Source organism: Caballeronia sp. LjRoot34 (assembly GCF_964253815.1).
In the GTDB taxonomy this organism is placed as follows: Bacteria; Pseudomonadota; Gammaproteobacteria; order Burkholderiales; family Burkholderiaceae; genus Caballeronia.
In genome coordinates this window covers 479607-492855 of the sequence record NZ_CAXUSB020000004.1, presented here as the reverse complement: position 1 = coordinate 492855, position 13249 = coordinate 479607, and the positions used below count along the sequence as shown (strand labels likewise).

Annotated in this window: 11 protein-coding genes and 2 pseudogenes; 9 read left to right on the top strand and 4 right to left on the bottom strand. The window is 57.3% G+C overall.

From position 1 onward, the window contains the following. Positions 1 to 122: 122 nt before the first annotated feature. Positions 123 to 2201, bottom strand: coding sequence for a recombinase family protein (locus ACSQ36_RS42800; protein ID WP_436186929.1), 2079 nt, complete (start codon positions 2199 to 2201; stop codon positions 123 to 125). A gap of 2 nt (positions 2202 to 2203) precedes the next feature. Then, positions 2204 to 2725, bottom strand: coding sequence for a hypothetical protein (locus ACSQ36_RS42795; RefSeq protein ID WP_436186928.1), 522 nt, complete (start codon positions 2723 to 2725; stop codon positions 2204 to 2206). Here ACSQ36_RS42795 and ACSQ36_RS42790 point away from each other — a divergent pair. The 7 genes and pseudogenes from ACSQ36_RS42790 to ACSQ36_RS42760 form a co-directional block, all read left to right on the top strand. Then, positions 2698 to 2934 (top strand): annotated as a pseudogene (locus tag ACSQ36_RS42790) (transposase domain-containing protein); the annotation flags it as partial. The gene ACSQ36_RS42795 and the pseudogene ACSQ36_RS42790 sit on opposite strands and share 28 nt — an antisense overlap. Before the next feature lie 163 nt (positions 2935 to 3097). After that, the gene (locus tag ACSQ36_RS42785) at positions 3098 to 4225 is read left to right on the top strand and encodes a molecular chaperone DnaJ (protein WP_436186927.1); all 1128 of its coding nucleotides are present in this window, start codon (positions 3098 to 3100) and stop codon (positions 4223 to 4225) included. A gap of 252 nt (positions 4226 to 4477) precedes the next feature. Next, the gene (locus ACSQ36_RS42780) at positions 4478 to 5719 is read left to right on the top strand and encodes a site-specific integrase (RefSeq protein WP_436186926.1); all 1242 of its coding nucleotides are present in this window, start codon (positions 4478 to 4480) and stop codon (positions 5717 to 5719) included. Next, on the top strand, positions 5716 to 6246 hold the full coding sequence (locus ACSQ36_RS42775) for a tyrosine-type recombinase/integrase (RefSeq protein ID WP_436186925.1): 531 nt from the start codon (positions 5716 to 5718) through the stop codon (positions 6244 to 6246). Before ACSQ36_RS42780 ends, ACSQ36_RS42775 begins: the two co-directional genes overlap by 4 nt. 106 nt (positions 6247 to 6352) lie before the next feature. Beyond that, entirely contained in the window at positions 6353 to 7585 is a 1233-nt protein-coding gene (locus ACSQ36_RS42770) for a site-specific integrase (RefSeq protein WP_436186924.1), read from the top strand. Continuing rightward, positions 7564 to 8514 carry a tyrosine-type recombinase/integrase gene (locus ACSQ36_RS42765; protein WP_436186923.1) on the top strand — a complete coding sequence of 317 codons (951 nt, stop codon included), beginning with the start codon at positions 7564 to 7566 and terminating at the stop codon, positions 8512 to 8514. Before ACSQ36_RS42770 ends, ACSQ36_RS42765 begins: the two co-directional genes overlap by 22 nt. Then, positions 8511 to 9509, top strand: coding sequence for a tyrosine-type recombinase/integrase (locus ACSQ36_RS42760; protein ID WP_436186922.1), 999 nt, complete (start codon positions 8511 to 8513; stop codon positions 9507 to 9509). Before ACSQ36_RS42765 ends, ACSQ36_RS42760 begins: the two co-directional genes overlap by 4 nt. Positions 9510 to 9518: 9 nt before the next feature. On the opposite strand, the gene ACSQ36_RS42755 is transcribed toward ACSQ36_RS42760, so the two are convergent. Both ACSQ36_RS42755 and ACSQ36_RS42750 read right to left on the bottom strand, forming a co-directional pair. Next, positions 9519 to 10148 carry a tyrosine-type recombinase/integrase gene (locus tag ACSQ36_RS42755; protein WP_436186921.1) on the bottom strand — a complete coding sequence of 210 codons (630 nt, stop codon included), beginning with the start codon at positions 10146 to 10148 and terminating at the stop codon, positions 9519 to 9521. Next, positions 10145 to 11401, bottom strand: a complete 1257-nt coding sequence (locus ACSQ36_RS42750; protein ID WP_436186920.1) for a site-specific integrase — start codon at positions 11399 to 11401, stop codon at positions 10145 to 10147. The genes ACSQ36_RS42755 and ACSQ36_RS42750 overlap by 4 nt, the downstream gene beginning before the upstream one ends. A 154-nt stretch (positions 11402 to 11555) precedes the next feature. Between ACSQ36_RS42750 and ACSQ36_RS42745 the strand changes: the two are divergent. Continuing rightward, positions 11556 to 11804 (top strand): annotated as a pseudogene (locus ACSQ36_RS42745) (transposase domain-containing protein); the annotation flags it as partial. 164 nt (positions 11805 to 11968) lie between these two features. Next, positions 11969 to 13096, top strand: a complete 1128-nt coding sequence (locus ACSQ36_RS42740) for a J domain-containing protein (RefSeq protein ID WP_436187010.1) — start codon at positions 11969 to 11971, stop codon at positions 13094 to 13096. Positions 13097 to 13249: the final 153 nt, after the last annotated feature.

The following is a 13249-nucleotide window of genomic DNA, read 5'->3' as shown; positions in this document are numbered from 1 at the left end:
AGCCGGGCGACCGCAAACGGCGCATCGCCCGGCTGTGCGTCCTCGACTCGGGGCGCGCGGCATAATCCGGGAGTCGGCATAACATTCTGGAAAGAGATATCAGGCCATTTGTAATGGGGCGTTCATTGTGCACCTCCTTCCGAAACCTCGATAAACATTGGGATTTGTCCTTCGACATCGTTGCGACACGGGCGATGTTTGCGCGTCAACGCCGCCGCAACAGCCTCGCTGCGTAGATCACTCGCGCGAATCTGCCATGGGGCATCGGGCATCACCTGCTCGGCGGGCAGGATGCGATCGTTGATCAACCGCCGGATCGCGTGACTGGTGACGCCTAGCTGTTTTGCGGCTTCGGACATCGTCAACCATTCCCCATCCTTCTCTGCCGGCCTGTAGGCATGGATGTCACGCACGCGCCGTATGGAGCTGACACGGTGTGCGGTCCAGGTCTTGCCTTGGCCGGTCCGCATTCCCATCCGGTTCAATGATGCGGCGATGTCCTGATCTGACCATCGGGCTGCCATGCTGCGGATGACCGCGAGCGCTTCGTCGGACGTGCTACATCCATGCTCGCCCGATCGGGGCTTGCGGACCCGTAACTGCGAATGCTGACCGCCTTGCCAGTGAATCGTCAGGATGACTTCACGCGCCGTTTCGTCCACGTCGGCAACAATATCGACGATCATGGCGCGAACAAGCTGCTGGCGCATGCTCATCGTGACGTTCGGTGCATTCCAGGCAGCAGTGAGCTCTTCCGCAAGCTTCGCAAAGTCAGGAGTGGGGATATCCGCCGCCGGCGTGCTTACCGTCTCCAGGCGCGTCTGGCAGGCCAGTACGCGGTGCAATGCTGCTTCCCAATTCTTCTCCAGCTGCGCGGCAATCAGGCGGTTGTCAGGATCGCAGGCGGCATAGCGCCGCTCGGCCAGTGTGGCTTCGTACTGCGCTTGCTGCAGTTCAAGTTCCACGATCCGTCGCTGCTCGTTCAGGGTATCCATGTGCATTTGCTCGGCTTGCCGGGCTGCTTCGATTGCCATTGGTTCCACGACACGCAATAGCTCCTTCCCGATAGCGGCGTCGATGCGAGAGCCCCCGAAACTCATGCATTGCGGTGGCATGTCAAAGCGGGCACATCGGTAGACAGGTTGCGGTATGCGCCCAGTATAGGCCACGAACAGGCGGCGCCCACAGCGCGCGCAGGCAAGCAGGCCGGCGAGCAATGCCCGGCCGCCACGGCCCGACTTTACGTCACCTGCCTTGCCGTGGGCATTGGCCGCGAGCTGCTTCTGGTTGCGCTCGAATTCAGCCCAGTCGATGTAGCCTTCGTGATGTTCCCTGAGCAGGACATCCCATTCATCAAACGGCTTGGGGTGCTTGTAGCTCTTGCGCGCGCGCCCGTCCACGATCGCCATCTGCTTGCCACTCTTGCCATATACGTAAGCTCCGGCGTAGAACGGATTCTTGAGCACCGAGATCACGTTTCGATAGCGCACCGGTATCCAGTCGAAGTGGGTCAACGTCCTGCCATCAGAGGGGCGCGGGAAGTGGACCTGCTCAGCTCGCAGCGACAGTAGAACCTGCCGTGCACTGCCCAGTTCGCGGAAGCGTGCAAAGATCAGGCGTATGACTTCCTGCAATCGCAAATTCGGATCAAGACCCAATCCAACTTCCCGATGCCAGATGTAGCCGAACGGCACGCTGATACGCAAATCGCCGCGGTAAGCCTTCGCGCGTTTGGCATCGAGCATGCGCGTACGAAGCACGTTGAGCTCGAATTCACTGATGCTGCCTTTCATTCCGAGCAGCAACCGGTCGTTTGCCCGACAAGGATCGTACACACCGTCCAGGTCGATTACCCTGGCCTCGACAAGCCCGCAGAGTTCAAGCAGATGGTGCCAGTCGCGCCCGTTACGTGCAAGACGTGAGGCGTCCATACAAAGGACCGCTCCGACTTCGCCAGCACACAGTAAAGCCACGAGACGCTCGAATCCTGGCCGGGCGACTGCGCCGCTGGCAGAACGGCCCATATCATCGTCGATAACCTCGATGTCGCGGAATCCCCGCTGCTTTGCTTCATTCACGAGGTCGTATTGACGACGCTGGCTTTCGAGGTTCGTCTGGACCTGAGTCTGGGTCGACTGCCGGACATAGACCACTGCTTTGCGTTTGAGAAGGAGCTCAGGTAAACGATCAACATTCGTCATCGTTATGCTCCTTTGGCGTGGCGACGCCGGCGGCCTGCATCAGCAGGCTCGCCAGATGGGTGATTGCCCTTGCGCGTTGTACCGCGCTCATCCCCTGAAGCTCGACGGCGTCGAACGTCATGTTCATCTGGCGCGGTATCGATTGCAACGACTGCAGACTTGCTGGAACGACGTTTGGCAGCTTGCCCATTGCGCTTCTCCCGGACGATGGTGGAATCGTCCGGTGAGTTTCCTCGCAAATGCCGATCAACAAGCAACTGGTGCAGATTGCGCAGCGCCATCACGGTGACTCTCGGGTCACCAAGCTTCATGGATGAACACACGGCAGCATCCAGCATCCACCCAGCAATCATCTTGACCGTACCGCATCCGGCATCGATGTGGACTACTCGGCTTCCGCCGCGCTGCTCGACATCTCTAACCTTGACGCGGTGCCCATACAGCGGGTGCCAACGATAGTGGACTTCAACTTCCTGCCCGATATGGGCAGAATGAACGGGCAATGGCAACATCGAGAAATTCATGGCTCTTCTCTGACACAGTTGCGGGCGCGAAGGCGAGCGCCATTGTCTATAGCCTCGTGCTGACGTGCCGGGCCTGCAACGTCGAGCCCTATGCGTATCTGCATCATGTGCTCACCGAGATGCCACAACGGGCATCGGACGCTGACATCAGCGACCTGCTGCCTTTTAACTTCGCCAAACGAGTGCCGCTCGCTACACCCCATCCGTGAAGCATCCCGATCTGGGATCCAATCCGCGCTCTCCACGAGCTCCGGCATAAATCGATCATCGATCGGCAACGTGCGCGTGCTCGCTATCGCAGCGCGGTGCAACCGCGACCTCGGCTAAAATAGCGGCGTGCTCGCTCTCGCATCAACCAGCGGAAATCATCCCATGACCAGGACAAATCTCAGGTCCATCAGCATTGCTTCGGACCATAACCAGTCTAATCTGTCGAAAGGGCAAAAGGCGTTCAACACGCTCATCAAGCAGATTGAAAAGCGACGCGCCAGACTGAGTGCCTGGGAGGCTGCAATGCCTGCCTTCCATCGGAAATACGTAAGCGATTTCGCTCCCCTTGAGCAAACTTCCACCGACTTGCGGACCAAGCTCGTGCATCGCCTGGACCAGGCGTACGCTCAGAAGGGGCTGACCAAATCCGAGCGCCGCACGATTGCAGACCTGATCAGCGACCTGGCAGGTGAGCTGGTCGCGCAGAGCGATGATCCGGAGCTTAAATCGATTTACAACCGGTATAGCGAATCTGACTTTGACAGTGAAGCAGCCGCCGAATTGGACGACATGAAATCGGCGCTCGAGGCCATGCTCGGGGTCGAGCTTGGCGACGACGTTGATATGAGTTCTCCCGAGGATGTACTGCAGCGCGCCCATGCGCAAATGGAACAGCTGCAGGCACAAGATGCACTCGAAAACCAGGCTCGGGAAGCGCGCCGCGCCAAACGAAAAAAGACACCTAGGCAACTCGCAGCAGAGGCACGAGAACAAGTTGAGCAGGCCGAACTGAGCTTATCTATCCGCGAGGTCTATCGCAAACTGGCCAGCGCCTTGCATCCGGACCGCGAGACCGATCCGCAGGAACGTGAGCGCAAGACCACCTTGATGCAGAGGGTCAATCAGGCGTATAGCAAAAATAGCCTGTTGCAATTGCTTGAGTTGCAGTTGGAGTTAGAACACATTGACCAGAGCGTCATCAACAACATCGGCGAAGACCGATTGAAACACTACAACAAGATTCTGAAGGAACAGGTCGGTGAACTCGACCACGAAATCCTGCACGTCGAGAACGGATTCAAGCACAGCTACGGAATTCCGCCCTTCATCGAGGTGTCGCCCGGCACCATCATGCGCAATCTTGCCGCTGATATCTTCTCGCTGCAGGAGAGCCTCCACGCCCTTGAACATGACCTGCTCGTATTCGATGACGTCAAGCAACTGAAGGGCTGGCTAAAGTCCGTGAAACGGTCATTAGCCACGCCGCGTTTCGACGATATGCCGTTCTAGGGGAGCGCCGCCCTTCATGCTTCTTCCGTAGTGTGGAGAAAACACCGCTTACATTCGTGATAAACGTATGCCTCTAATTCCGCATTCGGAATTAGCCTCATAACTCCGAGGCCAAGATTATTCCGAGTGCGATCTCGATCGTCGTTGACATGAGGCGTCGTTGCTTGACTGAACTCGGAAATGGCGCCCACTTTCTCGGCATTATTCTGTTGTCTCCATCCGGGAATCTTTCCGGATTTTTAAGGAGACGCCATGATGCTCACTCCCCACGTTGGAACAACCTCTCCCGATAGACAGCTTTGCGGCGGGCCGTTGGCCTCTCACGTTGGAGGCTTTGCTGCTCAACTTTCGCGGATAGGGTACGCGCCGAGCACAGTCCACACAAAGTGTGATTTTCTGGCTGCGCTGAGCCGATGGCTCGAACGGCGTCAGATTCCTTTGGCAAACCTAAATGAGACGCTGCTAAAACAGTTCCAGGAAGCTCGTCGGCTCCGGAACAGGGTGCGACGAGGCGATCTGGCTACTGGTCAGCAACTTCTCGCGTATCTGCGCGACCAGGGCGACATTGCTCCGGCAGCACAGAAGATCGATCGAAGCCACTCGAGCCGCCTTATTCGCGACTTTGAAGCATTTCTCTATACCGAGCGAGGCCTGTCACGGTCAACAGTCGTCAGATACTTGCTCGTCATCCGGCGCTTCCTTGATAAGCGGTTTGGGTGCAAGGTCCTGCATCTTGGCCGGTTGCGGCCACAGGATCTCCACGATTTCATTCTGCACGAGATCCAGCGTGTTAGTCGCAGCGAGGGCAAGATGGCCGTCACCGCGCTGCGCTCGTTCCTGCGATTTCTACTGCAGCGTGGTGCCATTCAGACAGACCTGGCTTGTACTCTGCCTGGGGTAGCATGCTGGAGACTGCCACATCTGCCCAAGTCGTTGCCTCCCGATCAGGTCGAACGATTGCTCGCCTCATGCGATCGCAGCACACCTGCCGGCGAGCGCGACTATGCCATCTTGCTCCTTCTGGCCCGACTCGGGTTGCGGGGTGGTGAAGTCCTGGCCATGACGCTAGACGATCTGGACTGGGAGCGCGGCGAGATCGTAGTTCGAGGCAAAGGTCAGCGGTTGGAACGCTTGCCACTGCCCGCTCAGGTTGGCGCAGCATTGGCTAGCTATCTTTGCGACGTTCGTCCGGCGTGCACGACGCGTCGCGTGTTCATCCGGATGAAGGCTCCCTACCAGGGACTTGCCGGCCCGGTCGCGATTTGCAGTATTGTTCGACGCGCTCTCCGCAGGGCCGGTCTGGACCCTGAGTTCAAAGGGGCTCACCTGTTACGCCATTCCCTTGCCACTAATCTACTTCGCCGCGGTGCGACGCTGAGTGAGATTGGTCAACTGCTGCGTCACCGTCAGCCAATAACTACACAGATTTACGCCAAGGTGGACATAGCGTCGCTACGTGATATTGCGCTGCCGTGGCCGGGAGGTGCGTCATGAGCAAGTTACAGGTCGCACTCGACGAGTACCTGGCAGTGCGTCGCGCCCTCGGGTTCAAGCTGCGCCTGTCCGGCCGACTGCTGCAACGCTTCGTCGACTTCGCTTCTCGCGAGGGTGCCGAATACATCACTACCGATCTCGCAGTCGCATGGGCGATGCAGCCGGCCACCGCACAACCCGCCCAGTGGGCAAACCGCCTCGGCATGTTGCGTCGTTTCGCGCAATATTGCAGCGCAAACGATCCGCGCAACGCCGTACCTCCGGCAGACCTGCTTCCCCACCGCTACCATCGTCCAGCTCCATACATTTACCGTGACGAAGAGATCGAACGATTGCTTGCTGCTGCCCGCCGCCTTCCGTCTCTGACAGGTCTGAGGCCTCTTACATTCCTCACGCTCTTCGGCCTCTACGTGGCTACGGGGCTACGGGTCAACGAGGCCTTGCAACTTGATCGCGACGACGTTGATCTGGTCAACGGAGTATTGACGATCCGTGGTGCGAAGTTCGGAAACTATGCCGCATCGTAAACTATGTTCGCGGTGTGCACGCCGAGAGCTAATTCAAGGGCGATGAACGAAAAATGCTCGGCATAGTCTTACTCACATTAGACCCGCTTTTAATGAGGCGCAGGTCATGGACAAGTTGTGCTCGAAAACGCGGTCGCATTCACTCGATACACCTGAGGGCCCCCTTGCTGAACACCTCGGTGCATTTGAAGGTGTGCTGAATGATCAAGGTTACGCGCAGGAGTCTATTCGAAGACACTTACTTCTCGTTGCCGATTTCAGCGTATGGCTCAAGTGCAAGAAGATGTCGATCGAGGAAGTGACTCATAAAACTGCGCAGCGTTATCTGCACTACCGAGAACACCACCGCTGTCATCGGAACGGCGCAAAATATGCGCTAAGACGCTTTGTACAATTGCTGCAAGAAAACGGAAAGGTTGCGAGGGACGCGCCCGTTGCGCAGACACCAGTTGAAAAATTGGTAAGCGAATACGCTTTGTATCTGCACCAGGAACGAGGCTTGGCAGCTACGACGATCAGGAAATACCGGTGGTGTGCGCATTTGTTTTTGACAAAGCAGTTCGGTGATGGAGCGACACGGCTGTCGGATCTCCGTGCGCAAGAGATCATCGACTTTGTTCGGCATGAGGCCGCTCAGCATCCCACGCGAGCGCAAGCGATGACAATGGTGTTGCGCTCGTTCTTGCAGTATGCGCGTTATCGGGGGTCGATCAAGCTTGACCTCGCTGCGGTGATCCCCAAGGTCGCCCACTGGTCAATGGCGTCAATCCCCAAAGAGATATCCCCTGAGCATGCCAGACGAGCGTTGGCCAGTTGCGACCGGCGGCGCCCCATCGGCCGCCGGGATTACGCGATCCTGCTCCTCCTTGCCCGGCTGGGATTGCGCGGTGGCGAGGTGGTTTCCTTGACGTTGGATGACATCGATTGGGAAACCGGCACGCTGAACGTTCACGGAAAAGGCGGTTTGGAGTCGCCGTTGCCATTACTCGCACCGGTGGGCGAAGCGATCGCCGACTACCTGAAAAACGGTCGCGCTGACTCTAAGAGTCGGAGTGTCTTCCTGCGGATAAACGCGCCGATCCGTGGCTTCAAGACGGAAAAAGCGGTAAGCAATGTAGTCAGATACGCTCTGGAGCGGGCTGGTATCGATTCGCCGAGAAAAGGAGCCCATCAATTCCGGCATGCGCTAGCGACGCAGATGCTGCGTCAAGGATCTTCGTTGGCCGAGATTAGCGAAGTATTGCGGCACAAAAATCCCGACTCGACGAGAATATATGCGAAGGTCGATCTGGATTCACTGCGGGTCCTGGCGCGGCCATGGCCGAGCAGCCGACCATGAGTACGTTACGCAAATCAATGGAAGAGTACCTGGCGATGCGTCGTCGCTTGGGATTCAAACTCCATGAAGCAGGCCAACGGCTGGAAGACTTCGTCTGCTATATGGAACGGCGTCGGGCCTCTCACATTAATACGTCACTTGCGTTGACCTGGGCACAAAAATCCCCGTCTGTTCAACCAGTGATCTGGGCTCAGAGATTGGGTGTAGTGCGTGGCTTTGCACGCTATCTGAGTGCCTTCGATCCGCACACAGAGATTCCACGGGCCGAATTGTTGCCGCACCGGTATCATCGACGTGCTCCCTACCTTTACACCGATGAGGAAACCGAGAAGATATTGGCTGCCGCACTGGCTCTTCCTCCGGCATCGGGACTCCGGCGGTGGACTTATTTTACGCTGATAGGTCTGCTAAGCGTCACGGGCTTGCGCCCCGGTGAAGCCGTCAATCTGGAACTTGAAGACGTTGACTTGAAAGAATGCGTGCTGACGGTGCGGGGAAGCAAATTTGGCAAGTCGAGATGGGTTCCCATTCATTCCTCCACTCGAGATGCACTTGCAAACTATCTTCAACGTCGTGAACGATGTCTTGCCGGGCGCCCGGAAGCCCATGTGTTCATCACTTCGCAAGGCAAGCCTCTCAATGGAGGCATGGTTTCTCATACATTTACGGCGCTCACACGGGAAATCGGTCTACGCGATTCATCAACAAGGCGCGCCCCGCGCCTGATCGACTATCGGCATCTATTTGCGGTCACGTCGCTGATGAGGTTAGACCGATCGGGTAAAGACCCGGTGCGTTGGTTGCCGGTACTGTCGACCTTCCTCGGGCACCAGGGGGCGCGTGATACGTACTGGTATGTAGAGCAGCACCCAGAACTCATGAAGCAGGCGATGAAGCGCCTGGAGCATCGTTGGAAGGATGTGTCATGAAATCTACCGTCAGCTTCCCAGCGTTAGTGCAGCGGTTCTTTACGGAACGTCTCATGCAACAGCGGCAGGCCAGTCCGCACACCATCAGTTCGTATCGCGACACGTTCCGGCTGCTTCTCCGCTTTGCCTACAAGCGACTGCACAAACCGCCGGATCATCTGGCATTTGAGGACATCAATGCGCCGCTCGTGACGGCATTTCTGAATGATCTGGAGAAGACCCGAGCCATCGGTGTCCGCACCCGGAATCTGCGCCTGACGGCGATTCGCTCGTTCTTCCGTTACGCGGCCTTCGAGGCGCCAGCGTATTCCGCGCAGATCCAGCGTGTGCTGTCGATGCCCGGCAAACGCTACGATCGCAGGCTCATTCACTTTCTGACGCGGCCGGAAGTCACGGCGCTGCTCGCCGCACCCGATAAGCACACCTGGTGTGGTCGTCGCGATCATGCTTTACTCCGACTGGGCGTGGAGACAGGACTTCGTGTGTCGGAAATGACCGGCCTCACACGCGAGGACGTGACCCTTGGCACAGGCGCGCACATTGATGTTGTGGGTAAAGGTCGAAAACAGCGCGTCACCCCTTTTAGCAAGCAGACCGCCGCTATTCTAAAAGCCTGGATGAAAGAGCCTCGCATACCCAACAGTGATGCGCTGTTTCCGAGTATTCGAGGTGGCCATCTCAGTCCGGACGCGGTACAACGTCTCCTGAAAAAGTACACTACCCAGGCTGCCAAGGGATGCCCTTCGCTGCGCAAGAAACGGGTAACCCCGCATGTATTGAGGCACACGGCAGCCATGGAATTACTGCAAGCTGGCGTGGATCCATTCAACATTGCCCTGTGGATGGGCCATGAATCGCTCCAGACAACCCAGATGTACCTGGATGCCAGTCTGGAGATGAAGGAAAAAATTCTCGCTCGTGTCGGACCACATGATGGCAAGCCCGTACGATACCGGCCTGACAGTAAGCTCGCGACGTTTCTCAAGGGTCTTTAGCCATTAAAACTATGCCGATTCGGGCGACCTGAGAATGACCTCCTGCGGGCTCTTTAAAGCATCATCGTGATCCAATCCCGGCTTGATCGGCATTGCCACGAACGCGGCATAGTTGCGATATTTGCTTTGGCGAACGATCAACACACCGTGCTCAAGCAATACGTCCACGCGCTCAAGTCGCAGCGCTTCCGAAATTCGCATGCCGGTAGCGGCAATCAGGCCAAAGAGCGTTTCGTAAGTCGCTGGCCGTAGCCCACCTGACGGACGCAGGTGTCCAGCTGCAGCCAAGAGCGCCTCGATTTCCTCGTGGCTGTAGATATGAGGCGCCGGTCGGCGATGGGTAGAGCCCAGTAGCTTGGGTGGCGGGACTTCTATGGCGGGTTCGAACTGCTGAAGGTATCTGATGAACGGACGGAGCACTTCAATCCGCTTCGCTGCGGTAATTGGCTTGGCAGAGTCGGAATCCCGGGCCCAGCGTAACGCAAGTTCCAACGTTACAGGGCCCTGATGGCAGCCATTCTCGGCGAACCGGGCAAACGCAAGTAGTTGCGTCCCCTGGCTCTTCAACTTGAAACCAAGTTGACGCCTGGCATAGAGATAATCCTCTACCCGGGTAGTCATCGACCACAAGCGATTCATGATCTGCTCCCGGGCCAAGGGGAGACCACCGCCGCGAGTCTGCGGAAATCGACCTTTGCGTAAATCATGGTGGTATTGATGCTGCGATGGCGCAACACATCCGCGATGTCCTTGAGAGAAGCACCATTGCCCAGCATGCGACTGGCTGCGGTGTGCCGCAGTAAATGAGTACCCATGGACGCGCTCGGCCAACCGCATCGGGCATAGGCCAGTCGGATCGCGCTGCATACAACAGCCGGGGTGACCGGCCGATCGAACGGGGCTCGATGTCGCACGAACAGCGCACGACTAGAGGTCTGGGGTCGACCGAAACGCACGTAATCGAACAGCGCGCGCCCGGTCTGTACGGGCAGCGGCAAAAGATCCGTACGCTTGCATTTGGTTGCCCTGATGCGCAACGTTCCCTCATGCCAATCAACGTCTGCGAGTTGCAGTGCGGCCACCTCTCCGACGCGCAACCCTAGATCTACCAGCAAACGCGCCATGGCGTAATCTCGCCGGCCAGACGCCGTCTGTGTGTCGAAAGCACTCAGAAATTGTGCGAGTTGGGCTTGCGTCAGTAATTTGGGCAAGCGAGCCATTGACCATACCGCTACCTTTGGCACAGCGGCGATTAATGCCTCGGTATGGTCGCCACTGAACTGACGGAAACGCAGATACACGCGCACGCTGCTTGCGATGGTACCGGCGCTCGCCGGGGTGTGGCCCTTACTCCTCTCGACGATGAAATGCAGCACGTCGGCCGGTTTGATTCGACGCATGTCAATGCGGTGACCACCAAATTGATCGACTAGAAAGTCGCGCACGCAGTCGCGGTGGTTGCGGCGGGTGCTCGCGGCAAGACCACGGATCTCGTCAAGATAAACGTCAAGGTGGTTTAACTCGTCGACGACAGTGCCAGGCAACCGAAGCGCCGGTGGTCGGATACGACCGTCCACGCGAAGCACCTTAAGCAAATGTTTGAGCGCTGCCCGCGTGAAATTTAATGCGCACTTCCTTCGCCCGGGACAGTCGCAGTTCGGCAAGTGCACGGAGATGAATTGACGTACCAGATTCTCATCGATCTGATCGAGCCTGATTCGCTTTCTGGTGAGCCAGCGCGAAAAGTGCGCGACGCTGGCAAGGTAATGTCCGATGGTGTGAAGGGCATAGCCGTGACTTTGAAGGTAGCCGACATACGCCTGACGACTCGCTGCAAGAACACTATCTTCGAGCAGTCGCCACGATCGAACTCCGAGCTGGTCCTCTTCCATGGTAGCTCTCCTCTGAGACAATTGAGTCTCTCAGAAAAGCACCATTTATTATGTTCAGCAAGAGCAACCCACCGTGCACTGCAACAGAGCAGGCGCAGCGTGCGATACGCTTTGGACTCGGGAGGAGCCCTGCATAATTCCGTCACGTGGATAAGAACGGGACATAAGGCCATTCTGCACTGGGAGAAAATCGTGGTTGTACAGCGACACGGTTGCCGGTGCAAAAGCGAGTGCGACGGTGTACAGCTTGATGCTAACGTGTCGCGCATGCGGCGTCGAACCGTATGCGTATTTGCTGCATGTGCTGACCGAACTGCCGCAGCGCTCACCGGACGCCGACATCAGCGACCTGCTGCCGTTCAACTTCGCCAAACGAGTGCAACTCGCTACAACCCACCCCTGAAGCACCCCAATCTCGGGTCCAATGCTCGTTCTCCACGAGCTCCGGCACGAACCGACCATCGATCGGCAACGGAGGCGTGCTCGCTATCGCAACGCGGGTGCCAGCGCGGCCTCGGCTAAAATAGCGGCGTGCTCGTTCTCGCATCAACCAGCGGAAACCATCCTATGACCAGGACAAATCTCAGGTCCATCAGCATTGCTCCCGACCATAACAAGTCTCATCTGTCGAAAGGGCAAAAGGCGTTCAACACGCTCATCAAGCAGATCGAAAAGCGGCGCGCCCGGCTGAGTGCCTGGGAGGCTGCAATGCCTGCCTTCCACCGGAAATACCTAAGCGAGTTCGCTCCCCTTGAGCAAACTTCCATCGACTTGCGGACCAAGCTCGTGCATCGCCTGGACCAGGCGTACGGTCAGAAGGGGCTGACCAAATCCGAGCGACGCACGATTGCAGACCTGATCAGCGACTTGGCAGGTGAGCTGGTCGCGCAGAGCGATGATCCGGAGCTTAAATCGATTTACAACCGGTACAGCGAATCTGACTTTGACAGTGAAGCCGCCGCCGAGTTGGAGGACATGAAATCGGCGCTCGAGGCCATGCTCGGGGTCGAGCTGGGCGACGACGTTGATATGAGTTCGCCCGAGGATGTGCTGCAGCGCGCGCACGCGCAAATGGAACAGCGGCAGGCACAAGATGCACTCGAAAACCAGGCTCGAGAAGCGCGCCACGCCAAACGAAAAAAGACGCCCAGGCAACTCGCAGCAGAGGCACGAGAACAAGTTGAGCAGGCCGAACTGAGCTTATCGATTCGCGAGGTCTATCGCAAACTGGCCAGCGCCTTGCATCCCGACCGCGAAACCGATCCGCAGGAACGTGAGCGCAAGACCACCCTGATGCAGAGGGTGAATCAGGCGTATAGCAAAAATAGCCTGTTGCAATTGCTTGAGTTGCAGTTGGAGTTAGAACACATTGACCAGAGCGCCATCAACAACATCGGCGAAGACCGGTTGAAACACTACAACAAGATTCTGAAGGAACAGGTCGGTGAACTCGACCACGAAATCCTGCATGTCGAGAACGGCTTCAAGCACAGCTATGGGATTCCACCCTTCATCGACGTGTCGCCCGGCACCATCATGCGCAATCTTGCCGCTGATATCTTCTCGCTGCAGGAGAGCCTCCACGCCCTTGAACATGACCTGCTCATATTCGACGACCTCAAGCAACTTAAGGGCTGGCTAAAGTCCGTGAAACGGTCATTAGCCACGTCGCGTTTCGACGATATGCCGTTCTAGGGGAGCGCCGATCCTCATGCTTCTTCCGCAGTGTGGGGAAAACACCGCTTACGTAAAATTTACGAATACGTATTATTATTTTATTATTGTTCTGAATCATATTCCCAGCCTCGACACAACAAGACTCGTCCCTCATTGTCCACTTGACACGCG

Coding starts and splice junctions, on each gene's coding strand:
- ACSQ36_RS42800 (WP_436186929.1), bottom strand. CDS start 2,201: ATGACGAATGTTGATCGTTTACCTGAGCTCCTTCTCAAACGCAAAGCA.
- ACSQ36_RS42795 (WP_436186928.1), bottom strand. CDS start 2,725: ATGAATTTCTCGATGTTGCCATTGCCCGTTCATTCTGCCCATATCGGG.
- ACSQ36_RS42785 (WP_436186927.1), top strand. CDS start 3,098: ATGACCAGGACAAATCTCAGGTCCATCAGCATTGCTTCGGACCATAAC.
- ACSQ36_RS42780 (WP_436186926.1), top strand. CDS start 4,478: ATGATGCTCACTCCCCACGTTGGAACAACCTCTCCCGATAGACAGCTT.
- ACSQ36_RS42775 (WP_436186925.1), top strand. CDS start 5,716: ATGAGCAAGTTACAGGTCGCACTCGACGAGTACCTGGCAGTGCGTCGC.
- ACSQ36_RS42770 (WP_436186924.1), top strand. CDS start 6,353: ATGGACAAGTTGTGCTCGAAAACGCGGTCGCATTCACTCGATACACCT.
- ACSQ36_RS42765 (WP_436186923.1), top strand. CDS start 7,564: ATGGCCGAGCAGCCGACCATGAGTACGTTACGCAAATCAATGGAAGAG.
- ACSQ36_RS42760 (WP_436186922.1), top strand. CDS start 8,511: ATGAAATCTACCGTCAGCTTCCCAGCGTTAGTGCAGCGGTTCTTTACG.
- ACSQ36_RS42755 (WP_436186921.1), bottom strand. CDS start 10,148: ATGAATCGCTTGTGGTCGATGACTACCCGGGTAGAGGATTATCTCTAT.
- ACSQ36_RS42750 (WP_436186920.1), bottom strand. CDS start 11,401: ATGGAAGAGGACCAGCTCGGAGTTCGATCGTGGCGACTGCTCGAAGAT.
- ACSQ36_RS42740 (WP_436187010.1), top strand. CDS start 11,969: ATGACCAGGACAAATCTCAGGTCCATCAGCATTGCTCCCGACCATAAC.